Origin of the sequence: Bacillus sp. DX4.1 (genome assembly GCF_030348195.1) — a bacterium.
In the GTDB taxonomy this organism is placed as follows: domain Bacteria; phylum Bacillota; class Bacilli; order Bacillales; family Bacillaceae_G; genus Bacillus_A.
Map to the genome: position 1 here is coordinate 189,013 of NZ_JAUCFT010000006.1, position 16,175 is coordinate 205,187.

Below are 16,175 nucleotides of genomic sequence, written 5' to 3' on the forward strand. Positions count from 1 at the left end.
TATACCCCATCCTAACTTTCTATCTGTAAAAAAACTTTGCAACAGAACCGAAAGAAATGTAAAGGCAGTTGGTGGAAAGATTATCAATATCAATGTACAAACAATTTGCATACACGGTGATGATGAGCGGGCAGTTCAATTTTCAGAAAGAATTCATCCATCAGTTGTTTGGGATTACTGCGTAAACCTTGATTCCATTAGGAATCTGTATGCACCTTCAAGAACCTCGCATATTTGCACCAGAACCTGATTCTCCGCATTCATTTTTTCTAGAGTTTAGCTTAACTTAGAAAACTTTGCAACAGAACCCTTCCGTTCATTTTTCACAAAATTCATCTTAGTTTAGGAAGCTTTGCAATAGCGCCTTCCTCAATCTACCAAATCTTCATCGCACATAATTATCAATTAATATGCTCACTTTAAAGAGGACTTAAAAAGCATTGTATTAATCTATTGGGTGTATCCATCTTTAACAATATATCCAATTGAAAATTGAATACGAGTAAGGGAAGGAACTTTATGTCTAAGATGAAAAAATTAACGCTTTTTGGATTAATTGGTATTACAATGGCTTTTTTTGGAACGGTACGAAGTGTACCAACTCTTGCTATTACTGGTTGGACCCAAATTTTCTATATGTTAATAGCTGCGTTTGCCTTTGCTTTACCTATTGCGTTAATGTCAGCTGAACTTTCAACAGGATTTCCTGAGGAAGGAGGACCTCAAGTTTGGGTGAAAAATGCTTTAGGTGAAAAATGGAGTTTTGTTACTTCTTGGTTATTATGGGTTCAAATGTTTTTTGGGATGGTAATGGTTTCTTCAACTGTGGGTATTCTATTGGGGTACGTCATAAATAAACCTCAATTATCTTCAAATAATTATTTTATTTTCATCCTTATTCTAATTTCATACTGGGGTGTTACCTTATTAAATCTTAAGTTTGATATGGTCAAAATTGCAGGTAACTGGGGAGCTATTATTGGCGTATACATTCCGTTTGTTATTCTTGTTGTTCTAGGAGTTATTTATATGATAAAAAACGGTATTCAGCCTAACAGTTATTTAGGAAATTTCAAGACCAGTGATCTGGTTCCTAATTTTAAAGATTTAGGAAGCTTAACTTATTTATCAGGGATCATTTTTATTTTTGCAGGGGTAGAAATTTCATCTGTACATGCGAATAATATTGAAAATCCAAAACGTAATTATCCTATTGCCGTTATCATGTCTGTAATTTTATTAGCAATTTTTAATATTATTGCGGGTTTAACTGTTTCAAACGCAGTACCAAAAGGTGAATTGGAACTTGCCAATATTACACAACCATATTTAATTTTCTGTAAAGATTTAGGTATTCCCTCTGTTTTCGTAAATCTCATTTCATTGATGATTTTAATTGGAGTTTTAGTACAGTTAAGTGCCTGGGTGCTTGGACCGAGTAAATCTATGATTAAAGTTGCAGAAGAAGGGAATCTCCCGAAATTCTTCCAAAAGAGAACAGATAAAGATATTCCCATTACATTTGTACTCATCCAAGCAATTGTAATTTCCTTAGTATCTATCTTATATGTGGTCGTTCCAGATGTTAACAGTGCATTCTTAATTATTACAATTACCACAACAATTTTATATTGTGTTGTATACGCCTTGATCGCAATTTCTGCTATTCGTTTGCGTTATAAGATGCCAGACGTTAGTAGACCATTCAGATTGGGTAGTAAAGGGAATGGCTTAATGTGGATGGTCTTCATTTTTTCGATAACGTGTATTATTTTCACAATTATTGTAAGTCTGATTCCACCATCTATTTTAAAGCCAAGTCAATATACAGGATATATTATTTATCAAATAGGCGCTACAGTAGTAATGATTGGCATAGCACTTATCATTAACAAATACAAAAAACCAGAGTGGAAAAAAGAAAATAGGTCGTCTGAAAATTTAAAACGAGAAAACTAAAGAAACCATAAATTCTCGGTACTGTTCCTAAACTTTTGTTATTAAGTGGGTTAGTTCATTTAATTAACGGTTTTTGAATACCTTGTGTTTTGATAACAAATATTGATTTATGTGTAACATGAGATTAGTGAAACAATCTGATACTATATCTTTTCAATCAGCGCAGATATTTTAAAGAAATGTACTGCTCTAAGATTTAAATATATTATATTTTGTGTCATCTCAAAGCGGATATTTTAATGAATTTGGAGGAAATGGAAGATGAAAAATGAAATACCTGATATTAATCTGAAAGCATTATTCTTAGGTGATAAGGGGGAAAATGCTGATTTATTTAAAGAGTTGTTAATCAAATTAGTTAATGAACATGTAGGATGGCGTCAAAATTACCAACCACAAGATTTACCAGTTATTACTCCACAAGATAAAAGTTCGAAAAGTTTTTTAATGACTGCAGATCATATGCGCAGTGTGTTCAATGTACTATCTTCTAAATTACGTACAAACTCTTTACCTTGGCACTCTGCTGGCCGTTTCTGGGGACATATGAACTCTGAAACATTAATGCCTGCTATCATCGCTTATACAGCAGCAATGTTATGGAACGGTAACAACGTAGCATATGAATCTTCACCAGGTACTTCTCAAATGGAAGAGGAAGTAGGACATGAATTTGCTGCACTTATGAGCTATAAAAAAGATGAAAGCTGGGGGCATATTTGTGCGGATGGCTCTATCGCTAACCTAGAAGGTCTTTGGTATGCAAGAAATATGAAATCCCTTCCTTTAGCGATTAAAGAAGTAGCTCCTAAATTTGTTGAAGGTAAATCTGAATGGGAATTACTGAATATGTCTACAGAAGAAATTCTAGATATTTTAGATCAAATCCCTGAGAAAATAGATGAAATCAAAGCGCATTCTGCACGTAGTGGGCAACACTTACAACAATTGGGTAAATGGTTGATTCCACAAACAAAACACTACTCTTGGCTAAAAGCGGCGGATATTATTGGTATAGGTCTTGATTGTGTAGAAGCAATTGACGTTGATAATAACTATCGCATGGACATTAACAAACTTGAAGAAAAAATTCGAGAATTAGCTGCGAAAAAAATCCCAATTCTAGGTGTAGTGGGCGTAATTGGTACAACAGAAGAAGGACAAGTAGACCGTATTGATAAAATTGTAGCATTGCGTGAAAAATTAGCGAAAGAGGGTATTTACTTCTATATTCATATAGATGCTGCTTATGGTGGATATGCTCGATCTATCTTCTTAGATGAAAACAATGAATTTATTGATTATGATATAATTGATGGAGTTTATGAAAAATATGGTATTTTCAGTACGAAAAACGAATGGTTGACAGAAGATATTTACCATTCCTTTAAAGCAATGAACCAAGCTGAGACTATTACAATTGATCCGCATAAAATGGGGTATATTCCCTATTCTGCAGGCGGTATTGTTATTAAAGATACTAGAATGCGTGATGTGATTTCGTACTTTGCAACTTATGTATTCGAAAAAGGTGCAGATATTCCAGCATTATTAGGTGCATATATTTTAGAAGGTTCTAAAGCAGGTGCAACTGCAGCGGCGGTTTGGACAGCTCACAAAGTATTGCCACTAAATGTAACTGGTTTCGGGAAATTAATTGGTGCAAGTATCGAAGGAGGTTATCGTTTCTATGACTTCTTAAGTGATAAAGAATTCAAAGTTGGCGATAAAACAATTCGTGTGTACCCATTAACAAAACCTGATTTCAATATGGTTGATTATGTATTTAATGAAGAAGGTAATACAGACTTAGAAAAAATGAATAAATTAAATCATGATTTCTTCGGTCAGGCTTCTTACGTTAAAGGCGGATTGTATAATAATGAATTTCTTACATCTCATACAGACTTTGCTACTCCTGACTATGGTAACAGCCCACTTCCATTTGTGAAGAGCCTTGGATTTAGTGAAGCAGAATGGGATCGTGAAGGTAAAGTAACAGTGCTTCGTGCGAGTGCATTGTCCCCGTATGCTCATGATAAAGATGTATTCGAGGAATATGCGATTAAGATTGAAAGAGCAATTCAAGATAAACTTGAAACAATTTATCATGTAGAAAAATAAATCTAAAAGCGTGACATCTGTTAAGCCTACAATACTATTCGCAAGTTAAAGTTTACACAGTAAAATGTGAAGCATTTTAAAATATTTATTTTAGAATTATAATAAATAAATTTATGAATTAAAATTCGAAGTATCTATGGTTATGCTAAGCAGAGTAGCATAATGGTACAGTCACGGTGATAATACGATTGTTTTTAGGCAAATTTTAAAAGAGAATTCTTATCATTAATGGAGCTAGAAAATCATGAACATCATTGATGAATTAGGATGGCGTGACGCCATTAATCAACAAACAGATGCAGGGTTACGTGAATTAGTAGAAAAGAAAAAGATTTCCTTGTACTGTGGTGTAAATCCAACTGGTGACAGTATGCACATTGGGTATTTAATTCCATTCATGATGATGAAACGCTTCGTAAACGTCAAATAACTCCAAAATGTACGACAAAAGTTAATTTTGGAGTTATTTTTTGTTTGCTTCACTTTTTTTCGATACTCTGCATCTAGACGGTAAATCCGTTGACCATGGCAAGACTTTATCAATTTCTTTTTTATTGTTTAAATCGATATTGGGGAGTGTTTCAAACAAATAAAGAAGATAATGATAGGGACTTAAATTCTTCTCTTTTGCGGTTTCAATCACACTATACATGAGGGCACTTCCTCTAGCACCTCGCGGTGTATTTGAGAACATCCAATTTTTTCTCCCAATTACAAACGGTTTAATAGAACGTTCACTTCTGTTGTTATCGATTTCTAAATGACCGTCTAATAAGAAAACTTCAAGATGATTCCATTGATTCAAACAATAATTGATGGCCTTCCCTAGAGCGCTTTTGGGTAGAACACGATCTTTCTGCTCATGAAGCCATGCTGAAAAAAGGTCCAGAATGGGCCTGCTTTTTTTTAGTCGCTGCTCATATCGTTCTGTAGGATTGACATGTTTGAGCTTCCTTTCAATCGCTACTTCTGATATGATTGTTGTTTTTCACCGTCTGCATCACTTGTAGGAGCACCTGTGGAGTAAAAGGAACATCTAATTCAATGGTTGCTTCTTTCATGTGAATTCGAATAGTGGCATGTATTTCTTCTTCTATGACAGGGACCTTCATAGAAATCCAAGTCGCACGCTCATTTTTATCCTGATCTTCAGTTTCAGGCGATAATTTTTCCAGCCAGTAATATAGCTGATGAACTGGTAGGTTCTGTTTTTGACACCAAGCAGCTTTTGATAATCCACTGTTTTTATAGTCTTGAATATAAGCTTCCCATTCTTTCTTTAATAGGTGTTTTTTCATAAAAAAACCTCCACATGTAGCATGTAAGGAGATTATCGCATGGGTTATTTACAAATTGTAGGTGGGGAATATTTGACGCTTACTTAAATGTTATGTAGCCATTGTTAATTTTTGTGATTATTTATACGCTGAAAAAGCACAGTCTGTTTGAAGATTGTGCTTTTGTTTATAAAAGGCATTAATGGCATTTATATGAAATTCGTTCTTCTTTTGCTTTTTCCATGTAAAAAGAAAAGAGGGGTCTGTGTAGCAATGGAACTTTTTTACGCAACAAGTATTAGCGGACATTTATTTTAAGGGTTATTTCGTATATTAGTGGACATAAAATGCCTATTTTTAGTGATGTGATGTCCGCTAATGATACTTATAGGACATTCCACATGAGATATGTCTTTGAATATTTTCTAAAAATGGCTTGTGAAATTAAAAATCACCACATCTTAACATGAAAAAGCGGCATTTTTATTGCTTATAATGTCCGCTAATGCTTATTGCGTGATTCGGTTCCATTACTACACAGACCCCTATTTAAGAGTATTAAAATCTCTTAAGTTGAGGGGCATGGGGTACAGCCGAGATACGTGTAAAAATAGGTCATAGAATTACTTTTATTTCCAATTCTTCTTCGTGCTTGTCTCTCCCTCTGTATAAAATAGCTACCTACACTTTTAGTTTAGGGAAAAACAAACAATAAAAAAAGCCAGGATTGACTTCAATTTTATATATACGAATAGCTACTTTGCGGTCTACAGCAAGAACCCTGTGATTAAGCCAATAAAAAAGAATTCAAATTAACTCCAAACAACACCTCGCCTCTCGTATTCCATTCTATATTCAACGGCAGCTGCAATTTTGGGGCTTGCGAACCTTTCCGTGATCCAAAGCCCCAAATCAAGTCCTGAAGTGACTCCTCTTGCAGTGATAATATTCCCTTGATCAACAATTCTGTAACGAAGAAGCTCTGCCCCGTATCCAATGATTTCATTCTGCGCCAAATAGTGCATCGTCGCCTTTCGACCATTCAATATACCGGAGGCAGCTAGTAGCATACCTCCTGTACAAACTCCAGCAACGATCGTTCCTTCGTTGTGCATCTCTCTAATCATTTCGGTCAAGGTTCCAAGCTCTGCTTGCTTTCGTGCCCCATGTTCAGCTTTATGATTCCAGCCACCACCAGGTACAATTAACAGATCTGGACGATTATCCATTCGTAAAAAATCATTTAGTTTAACCGTAACTCCAAACGAAGTAGTAATTTCTTTTTTTGGTTCACTTGATATTAGTTCAACCGTAAATGGAGCCCCTTCTTCTATCGCTCTTTTGAGTACCTCAAAAGGTGCGAAAGAGACAAGCTCTCCGAAGCCGTCAAACAATACAATTTGTATTTTCATTTTTATTACACCTCATATGCTTTCTTTTGTGAATCGTAGACATATAAAACGATTCGGCGATCATGTAATTGATTTACAAAAAATCCCCCATCCAATAGAAGAAGCAATACCTCTATAAGTACAATAGGTCATAGCTGTAAATAAAAGTAAGCTTATGACCTATTTTTACACGTATCTCGGCTGTACCCCTTTCATAAATAAAGCTGTCCATAGCGCAGGCACACCAAATACTTCATTTGATTGTTCAATTTCTTTCATCTTACGTATTTCTATTTCAGAGAAGTCTTTAAAAATGGTTCTTAGCTTTTCATCTGTAAAGCCTAGTCCTCCCTTAAGACTTCGTAATCTGTATACTTCCCAATCTGTTATGTCTGCTCCACCTAATTCTCCACCTTGAACAAAGCAAGTGATTGCAAAATGCCCCTTTGGTTTTAAAGCTTTTTTTACCAAATTTATATAACTCATTCTTCTGTGTGGAGCAATGTGATGAAAACATCCTGAATCATACACAATATCATATGCTTCCTCTTCAATTTGTAAGTCAAAAATATTGTCGTAAATAAAATTTACATTTACATTTTGCTCTTTCGCTCGTTCTGTTGCCCATTGAATTGATTCTTGCGATAAATCTACTGCATCAACTAAACATCCTTTTTTAGCAAAGTAAATTGCATTCCTACCTGGACCACATCCGAGTTCCAGGACTCTTCCTGAGTTAAGTAATTTTTTCTCAAAATATTTTACTAAATTCTCATCTGGTTTATTAGCAAAAAAGGGGATTCCTTTTTCACGATTAGAATAAAAATCATCCCAAAACTGAGTTGGTTCACGTAATAATGAATCTAACATCTCTAATAAATCTTCATAACTACTAATTGTTTCTCTCAAAATGATCCCTTCTTTACAATTAAATTTTACACTTTAATTGTACTAATAATTCTAAAAATTGTTGTTTCATCGGTGTTAAAATTACTTTAAATTGAAGTAAACTTAAATACCCTAAACATTTCTATTTATAGTCATTTAACACACATAAAGGTCCCAATTTTTTCTTTTATATCACGTTAAAGGAATTGGTTTACTTTTTATTAAAAACTCATCATACGTTTAAAAATGCTGTTAGAATTAAAGATTAATTTCTATTTTTTAAACTTATCATTACAAATATTACAATATTTTTACAGAAAATGATTACACGTTCTTGTTAAATAAATCTCTTCCTTTAACCCTGTATGGATATTCCCAAAAGTTTATCTGCACCAGATTAAAAAGGATGACATTTTCCACCTTACTTTACCCTGTGTACAGAAAATTGTACTTATGTGAACGTAAATCCCCTTCAGATTTTCTGAAGAAGATTTTTTTAGGTTCCTAGATAGATTGACTACTGATAAGAGGTGTTATGTAAACTTATATAAACAGCGGTTCTGGTGCAAAAAATTCAAAATATCTGGAAGTAATCTCCCAAACTTGGACATACTGATACTAGTACTCTAAAAAAGGACGTGATCAGTATGAAAAAGCAAAATCTATTCAAGTGGAAACAATATCAACCTGATATTATTTTATTAACCGTAAGATGGTACCTACGGTACAATCTCAGTTTTCGTGATTTAGTCGAAATGATGGAAGAACGCGGGCTATTTATTGCTCATACAACCATCATGCGCTGGGTTCATCAATATGGCCCTGAATTAGATGAGCGATCAAGGTGTCATCTTAAGCCAACCAATGATTCTTGGCGAGTCGATGAGACATATGTGAAAGTCAAAGGTCAATGGATGTACCTATATCGTTCCGTTGATTCAAAAGGAAATACGATTGATTTTTATTTAAGTAAAACAAGAGATCATAAGGCTGCAAAGCGCTTTTTCAAGAAAGCTTTGCGGTCTTTTCATGTTTCAAAGCCCCGTGTTATCACAGTAGACAAGAACCCAGCCTATCCTATGGCAATTGAAGAGTTGAAGAAAGAGAAAAAGATGCCCGTAGGCATTCAAATAAGGCAGGTAAAATATCTTAATAACATTGTGGAACAAGACCACCGGTTTATTAAAAGACGAGTTCGTTCTATGTTAGGATTAAAGTCATTTAAAACAGCAATCTCTATATTGAGTGGTGTTGAAGCCATGCATATGATGAAAAAAGGGCAACTTGTTTTAATGGACAAATCTGTCCAAAACCAGAAAGAATTTATTCGTAAATTGTTTGGCTTAGCTTCATAAAATAGAAATGTAGGGGAAATTGCTACTCTATGTTTCTATCTAATATTTTTGCACCAAAACCCTCCTATTAATCATACTAAAAAATGACGCAGAATACATATTCTACGTCATTTTATGTAAGGAGGTAAACATATGATTAAAAAAATCAAACCCTTCGAACGGATCTCCTTGGTTCAGAATTTTTAACAGCAGTTACCATATCATGTATCTTAGTATTTAGGAACTTCTAATATACTCTTTTTCTTCCCGTCATATACTATAGCTGTTTTTGCTTTTATATTCTCATTGTTATATATAAAATCTTGGTTTGAGAAATTCACAATCACTTTCATATTTTTTCCAAATGTCGTACTTTGAACTTGCCGATCTTCAGACAATACTTCAAAATTAGTCATTGGTTTTGTTACGGCTTTCTCATGAAATGGAGACCATACTTTCAAATAAGAGGTAATGATGGATTTACTTTTCTCCCATTCATTTTTATCAATATGATATAAAGGTGGTACATTATACAACATTTCAGATAACATTCTATTTCCTATCTCATCCTTAATTCTAAAACTTCCCCATGACCATTGGTGAGTAGTAATAATTGAATCATTATATACAAGTTTATATAACGGAATTGAATATACAGGATTATTATAAATATTTTTATAAATAGGTTTGATTGGTATTGTTTTGGCATTCGATTCTGGAATAGCACCATCTGGTGAAGTGGATTTATATCCGCCTACATAATATGGGTTCTTTTTATCTCTCATATCAGAGTCGGGCCAAATCCCAGGTGTTTCTATTCCATGCGCAAAGGCAATTATATTACTAGCAAAGTCATTCCCACCTTCTGATCCGACTACCATATGTTTTTCTTCGCTAATATATTTCATTCTTTGCAGTCTTGCTTTTACATCTTGTTCCTGAGTAGTAATGTGATTTGGAGAATAATCATCGTAAATTTCGCCTGTAGCATCGCAATCGACAAACCAAGAATTAAACGGTATATTATTTTGTAAAATATCACCTACACGTTCTTTCACACTAGGTAAGGATAAAGTTGGATTTAACTTTCTTCCTTTTCCTAAGAAGCCGCCTATTTTTTCTCCTTTTTCATTCGATATTGTAGCATTTTCATATAAAGTTTTATCTTTAAAAGAAGCAGTATTCCAATCTCTACTTCCAACTTCATGAATCGAGTGGTATGAATCATAAGGGCTGATTAAATACCCCATTCTATTTGCTTCTTCTACCATTTTGGGATTCATTAATCCATTAGCCCAATTAGGTAAACCTATCCATGCTTTTTTAACATTCGATTTCTTCATATCAACTAAAACATCTGTTGTTTCTTTCTGTTCCCATCTGCTTACTTCATCTACTGTATCTGTTAACTTACTCTTAATTAATCCTTTATTCAGTGTATATAGTTCTTGTTCACTCAAGTTTTGGATTCCTTTTTTCAACAATTCATTTGTTCCAGTATCTGGATTACTAAAAATGTCTTTATTATAAAGTTGTTCTAATTTTAATACCTGATTTATCGCATTAACTATTACTTTTTGTTGACTTTTATCGATAGCTTGTTTATTTTTAATATCTTGCATAACAGTTTCAAAATCTTTTGAACCATCTTCCGTATTTGCTTGTAACAATTGTGCAATCCAATTTGTAAATGCCTCATCCATTTTTTGTGTGAATTTATCCCACTTGATATTTTCTACTGAAATCCCAGGGTGATCCCAAAAATAAATATGAGGAGCACCATATAATTTTTTAATGTTCGAATTTGTTTTTGCTTTTTCTTCTAGGGTCTTAAATTCTCCCTGTTCCTTTATATAATTTTTATAAATGTTTGCCATCGAAACAGGGTTTTTATCTGTTATATATAATCTAAATCCATATTCTTTATTCTTATTATTAGAAGGGTATTGATGTGTAAAACTAAACTGTATATCGGAATCAGCAGTGAAATGAATATTATCATTATACATATTATCCGCTATATACATAATAGAATATTTAGATTTGTTCAATACAAAGAATCTCATAGAAAAACGTTCTATGAATGACATGTCTTCATCTTTTAAATATTCTTTCCAGTTTGGATCATTGCTAGGTATATTTTTTCCTTCCCATAATGGTAACGTATAGCTGTCCGCGCTTACTTTAGGCCATGTAAATTCATTAGCTCCTTCAGACTTAGTAGATTTTAACTTAATATTTAAATAAGACTCTTTCTTTTCAATCTTCACATCTATTTGGTCATCTGGATAACTCCATGATATACAATCATCTTTTTTTATCAGATTTGTTATTTTTTTCTTCGGTAGTGGTAAGGAAGCGTTTTCTTTTACACCATCTTTTTCCACAAAAATTTCACCGGTTTCAGGATTCACATCAAAAGTGAAATTTTTGTATTGAGAAACTACGTTTTGTCCCTTTGTTGTAATATCCTTTTGTTGCGCATAACTCAGGGATGGTAATGTAAGACATATTGAACTCATCAAAATTGGAATGACTAGCTTGTTCATTTTTTTATTCATACTTATAAACCTCCTTTTTTGTATTTCTATCATACAAATACATTGTGACAGGAATGTGACAATATATTTTATTATTATTTAGCTTCATGATGAGTGGCTCAAAAAAGAACGAATTCTTGCCGTGCCCCCTAAGCAAATTCCGATGTAAAAAACGTTGATTTTACTACTCTAAGCAATTTACCAAATCTCAAAAACGAGGGTATTTGAGACAAATGAAATTTAACCTAAAATAAGCTGAAAATAGCTTGAAATGTGTCTCAAAACTAATCTCTAAATCAAAATCTCAATTGGAATTAGTAGCAATGAGTTTTAAGAATCTCTTAGCGTATAAAAACGTTAAAATGTGCGTGCTACCCCTTTTTATGGTAATTTTAAACAAAAAGGGGTATTTTGTATGATTAAAATTGTTGGAGAAAAAATTATATTAAAAAAAGCTACTGATCAAGATCTTGATAAATTATATTATTGGAAATTTGAAGAAGAAGAACAAGAAGCAAAGAAATGGAATGGTCCATATATAATTGAACCTAAAATATCAAAAGAAGAATTCATACAAAAATGGAAAGATAATTGTTTGTCTATTCAAAAAGTACCTGATGCGTTAGTTATTTTTGTAGGAGATGAATTAATTGGTACTGTAAGTTCTTATTGGGTAGATAAACATACTAATTGGTTAGAAACTGGTATTGTTATTTATGATAAGGAATACTGGAATGGAGGATATGGTACTGAAGCTTATAAACTTTGGATTGATTTTCTATTCAGATTTACTGAATTGCATCGATTAGGGATGTCAACTTGGTCAGGAAATTTAAGAATGATGAAAGTTGCAAAAAAATTAGGGATGAAAGAAGAAGCGAGAATAAGACAAGCGAGAATGGTAAATGGTGAATATTTTGATGCGGTTAAAATGGGGATTTTACGAAAAGAGTGGGAATTGAATAAAATGTGAAGAGAGTCCTATTTATTTTAGGACTCTTTTTTAATGTGTAAATTTCCATAAGTTAAATATTTAAATGATGTGTTTTTTGTTCTGCATTTTTTATTTGTATTTTATAAAATGCAAAATAACCTAGAGCTATTGTTACTGTTCCTAAACTGTAAATAATTAACATAGTTTGGATGTTAAAGTTATCATAAATTAAAGCGCCCAAAAATCCACCTATAGAATCTCCAATTAGGGGTCACCATATCAAAAAGAGAGCAGATAGTCTGCTCTCTTATGATGCCTCATTATGTTCAGAGGAGTGCTTAACACTTCCCATTCTCTTCAATTTATTCCATCCTACCGCTACCCCTCGAATAGATGAAAATACAGATTTAATTACAACATACGTCATAAATTGACGATAAATAAAGCGTTGTAAAATTAACCATGCTAATGGTTTAGGACTCTCTTTCTCTAATTTAAATGCAAAAAGAGAAGCGAGAAGATCCATTGCAAAGAACACAAGATAAAATCCTAAAACTTTTAGAGGATTACTACCAAACATCCCCATAATCATTAATATATCTGCTAAAGGAGCAATGAATTGCAGGACATATTGGAACAACCACATATTAGGTAATGCAACAAACCCTAATGTTTTATGCTTTGCATTAAACAATGCCTTTCGATGCTTCCAAAGACATTGGAGTGTACCATACGACCAACGATATCGCTGTTTAATGAGACTTTTCACATCTTCAGGCGACTCCGTATAAGCATATGCTTTTTCTTCATATACAATTCTATGCCCTTGACGTAAAAATGTTATAGTAAGATCCGTATCTTCTGCAAGTGTATCTTCACTTAAATATCCAGATTCAACTACATTCTTTTTACGCCATGCTCCAATAGCTCCAGGAACTACCGTGATACAATTCAACTCATCAAAAGCTCTGCGTTCTAAATTAAATCCTGTAATGTATTCAACATGTTGCCAAGTAGTTAACAAATTTCGTCTATTTCCCACTTTGACATTGCCTGAAACTGCTGCTACATTATGATCTTCAAAGTGTCTAATCATTAGAGAAATAGCATCTTGCGCAATAATAGTATCCGCATCTAAAGTGACAATGATTTCTCCTCGTGATTTTTGAAATCCTAAATTCATTGCGGATGATTTCCCACCATTTTCTTTCTGAATTAAACAAACTTTAGGATGTTTATGAAATGCTTCTTGAATTACTTTTGACGTACCATCTTTCGATCCGTCATCAACAACAATAACTTCAAACTCTCTATAATCACTATCCAAAATTGAGCGAATCGTCTTGGTTATAACCTTCTCTTCATTATATGCTGCTATCACAACACTAACGAAAGGTTGATAAGACGAATTAGTAAATAAACGAGATCTTGTTTTCCTTTTTTGCTTGAATGCAAAATAAATTAAAAATAAGAATCGGAAAATACCTAATCCAATAGCAATATAAAAAATAGTTGTTAATATATGTTTAGAATATCCCGCTCCTGAAAAAACAGCTTTATTGTAAAGTAAATATTGCTTATCCTCAGAAGAAACGGGAGGCATGACTTCATCTCGTTCTTTATCCATTAAATCTGAAATTGTCACAAAACTATATCCATGCTTTTTAAGGTCTTTAATAATAATTGGCAGCGCCTCTACCGTATGGGCACGATTCCCTCCTGCATCATGGAGAAGAATAACATTTCCCTCCCCCTTATAAATGGAATTAAGAGCACGCTTTACCAATTCATTTGTTGATGGCGTCGCCCAGTCCTCAGGATCAACTTTTTCTGCAACCATTGTATAGTTCATATTTTGTGCACGCAAAATAGGCAATATTTCATTTGGTGAATCCGGCTCAGCATCCGCTTCATATGGTGGCCTAAATAAAACCGTAGAATGTCCAGTTATTTCCTGAATCAGGCGCTGAGTTGTATTCAGTTCTACTTTTGTTCGTAGTAAAGACGTATCAGCTACGTTAGGATGTTTGAAGGTATGATTGCCAATTTCATGGCCTTCATCGTATATTCTTTTAACAATACTAGGATTTAGTTGGGCGTTTTCACCAAGTACAAAAAAGGCTGCTTTTATTTTATACTCTTTTAATATATCTAGGATTTCCGGTGTGTATTTAGGATCTGGCCCATCATCAAATGTTAGTACTACTTGTTTTCCTTTTGGTTTTCCATAGCGTTTCACTTGATATGAAGATGGTAGTGATTGATACACTTCATCTGTAAGATAACCTTCTTTGCTTACTTTAAAATCTCTGAATCCATTTTTCTTTGCATTCTCAATCTGTAAAATTTCTCCTTGTCCAGAATATTTTACTTCATCTAAACTAGCGATTTTATGTAATGTATCGGGATTATTTTGTACCTCTGTAGGATCTTTTAATGCTTTCCATACAGTAGGATCTTCTGCTCCTAGTCTCCATAAGGCAAACCCCTTTGCATTGTTTTTCGTTGCGATTTTTACTTGATTATAAAGAGTAACACCATCTAAGAGCCAAACAGTATGTTCTTTCGCTCCTTTTTTATATCGAAAATAAGGGTTTCCACTTATCTTATCCCATTGAATTTTTATATTTGAATCATGAGCCATTTTCATACTTTCTGAGAAAGTTAAAGACTTCGCAGTTTTTTTGCTCTTTACTTCCCAATCATATCCATAGTTACCGAAAGCAACTATAAGTTTTTCAGAGGGAATATTTAAATGATTGAGCGTATGTTCAAACCATTTATTTGAAGCAATTGGTCCTGGTGTACCTGCTCCATAGTGTTCATCATACATCATTACAATCATACGATCTATTACTTTGGCTAATGCCCCATAATCAAAGGTTTTATCATTAGCGGGGACATCTTGCGTCACAAGCAAATGATGTTTGTGAAAGACAGTAGTAAGTTCTTTCATGAAATTTGTTAATTTATCTCTATCGCCTTCAGGTATTGACTCAAAGTCAATATTAATACCTGCAAATTGATTCTCTTCAATTCGCTTTACTAAATCATTAATAAACTTTGTCTGTACATTATCTGGAGCATTCAGTAACTTATGAATAAGTTTACTATCAGGACCAGAAGCTTCTTGCGTATAGTTAGTAAGCAAAGGCATAATTTTTACATGATTTTTTTTTGCTAACTTTACAATCTCAGGTTTAATCTCACTACTAATTGTTAAGTTTGCTTTTAAGTGATACCATTCTGGAACTAACATGGTTAATGAATCGATATTTTCTTTTAAAGAAGCAGTACTATTTTCATCCCAGTTTACATAAAAACCATAAACTTCTTTAGGTTGTTCGCCATTGTCTGTTGAATTTTCGGAATTTTCATTATTGTTTATTTCGGTATTAGGAGATTTGAATTCTTCCTTCTTTAACTGCTGGTCGCTGAGTTTTTGATTAATAGGTACAAGTTTAGTATCTTGCTTTACAGAAGGATTCATATTTGGAATTTCTGGTGTTGAAAAAATACTTCGAAAGAAAAAATACAATACAATACTTATGCTAACTATTGAGATACATAGAAACCAACTAAAAGCTAGTTTTCTTCTTCCTTTAGGATCATAAAAAACGGGTTTTGAGTTATCTTTCTCTTGTTGAATTTTTTTCTCCATTATTTTTTTACATACTCCTTTTCTTTTTATTCTAAGTACAAACGCAAACTATTTTAATAGATAGACC

Annotated in this window: 10 protein-coding genes and 2 pseudogenes; 6 read left to right on the forward strand and 6 right to left on the reverse strand. The window is 33.3% G+C overall.

The genetic code is table 11. The features are described from left to right. Nucleotide 1: 1 nt before the first annotated feature. The 4 genes and pseudogenes from QUF99_RS01090 to QUF99_RS01105 form a co-directional block, all read left to right on the forward strand. Nucleotides 2–250: a LamB/YcsF family protein gene (locus QUF99_RS01090; protein WP_289368377.1), complete on the forward strand. Its 249-nt coding sequence runs from the start codon at nucleotides 2–4 to the stop codon at nucleotides 248–250. A gap of 269 nt (nucleotides 251–519) precedes the next feature. Beyond that, nucleotides 520–1,959 carry a tyrosine-tyramine antiporter gene (tyrP, locus tag QUF99_RS01095; RefSeq protein ID WP_289368175.1) on the forward strand — a complete coding sequence of 480 codons (1,440 nt, stop codon included), beginning with the start codon at nucleotides 520–522 and terminating at the stop codon, nucleotides 1,957–1,959. 261 nt (nucleotides 1,960–2,220) lie between these two features. Next, on the forward strand, nucleotides 2,221–4,083 hold the full coding sequence (tdc, locus tag QUF99_RS01100) for a tyrosine decarboxylase (RefSeq protein WP_289368177.1): 1,863 nt from the start codon (nucleotides 2,221–2,223) through the stop codon (nucleotides 4,081–4,083). 244 nt (nucleotides 4,084–4,327) lie between these two features. Further along, nucleotides 4,328–4,498, forward strand: a pseudogene (locus QUF99_RS01105) (tyrosine--tRNA ligase); the annotation flags it as partial. Between the two features lie 48 nt (nucleotides 4,499–4,546). On the opposite strand, the pseudogene QUF99_RS01110 reads toward QUF99_RS01105, so the two are convergent. From QUF99_RS01110 to QUF99_RS01125, 4 genes and pseudogenes are all read right to left on the reverse strand, one after another. After that, nucleotides 4,547–5,047 (reverse strand): annotated as a pseudogene (locus QUF99_RS01110) (IS66 family transposase); the annotation flags it as partial. Continuing rightward, nucleotides 5,040–5,381 carry an IS66 family insertion sequence element accessory protein TnpA gene (gene tnpA, locus QUF99_RS01115; protein WP_289368180.1) on the reverse strand — a complete coding sequence of 114 codons (342 nt, stop codon included), beginning with the start codon at nucleotides 5,379–5,381 and terminating at the stop codon, nucleotides 5,040–5,042. The pseudogene QUF99_RS01110 and the gene tnpA, both read right to left, overlap by 8 nt. Before the next feature lie 791 nt (nucleotides 5,382–6,172). Beyond that, nucleotides 6,173–6,772: a DJ-1/PfpI family protein gene (locus QUF99_RS01120; RefSeq protein WP_289368182.1), complete on the reverse strand. Its 600-nt coding sequence runs from the start codon at nucleotides 6,770–6,772 to the stop codon at nucleotides 6,173–6,175. Nucleotides 6,773–6,937: 165 nt separating this feature from the next. After that, nucleotides 6,938–7,660 (reverse strand): class I SAM-dependent methyltransferase, encoded by a 723-nt coding sequence (locus tag QUF99_RS01125; RefSeq protein ID WP_289368184.1) that lies wholly within the window; start codon nucleotides 7,658–7,660, stop codon nucleotides 6,938–6,940. A 626-nt stretch (nucleotides 7,661–8,286) separates the two neighbouring features. On the opposite strand from QUF99_RS01125, the gene QUF99_RS01130 reads away from it, so the two are divergent. Then, complete coding sequence (locus QUF99_RS01130) at nucleotides 8,287–8,994, forward strand: IS6 family transposase (RefSeq protein WP_289368186.1); 708 nt, start codon at nucleotides 8,287–8,289, stop codon at nucleotides 8,992–8,994. A gap of 209 nt (nucleotides 8,995–9,203) precedes the next feature. Here QUF99_RS01130 and QUF99_RS01135 read toward each other — a convergent pair whose 3' ends face one another. After that, nucleotides 9,204–11,534: a glycoside hydrolase gene (locus QUF99_RS01135; RefSeq protein ID WP_289368187.1), complete on the reverse strand. Its 2,331-nt coding sequence runs from the start codon at nucleotides 11,532–11,534 to the stop codon at nucleotides 9,204–9,206. 394 nt (nucleotides 11,535–11,928) lie between these two features. Between QUF99_RS01135 and QUF99_RS01140 the strand changes: the two genes are divergently transcribed. Continuing rightward, entirely contained in the window at nucleotides 11,929–12,486 is a 558-nt protein-coding gene (locus tag QUF99_RS01140; protein WP_289368188.1) for a GNAT family N-acetyltransferase, read from the forward strand. Nucleotides 12,487–12,754: 268 nt separating this feature from the next. Here the strand turns inward: QUF99_RS01140 and QUF99_RS01145 are convergent, their stop codons facing one another. After that, nucleotides 12,755–16,108, reverse strand: a complete 3,354-nt coding sequence (locus QUF99_RS01145) for a trifunctional glycoside hydrolase family 18/polysaccharide deacetylase/glycosyltransferase family 2 protein (RefSeq protein WP_289368191.1) — start codon at nucleotides 16,106–16,108, stop codon at nucleotides 12,755–12,757. Nucleotides 16,109–16,175 lie beyond the last annotated feature (67 nt).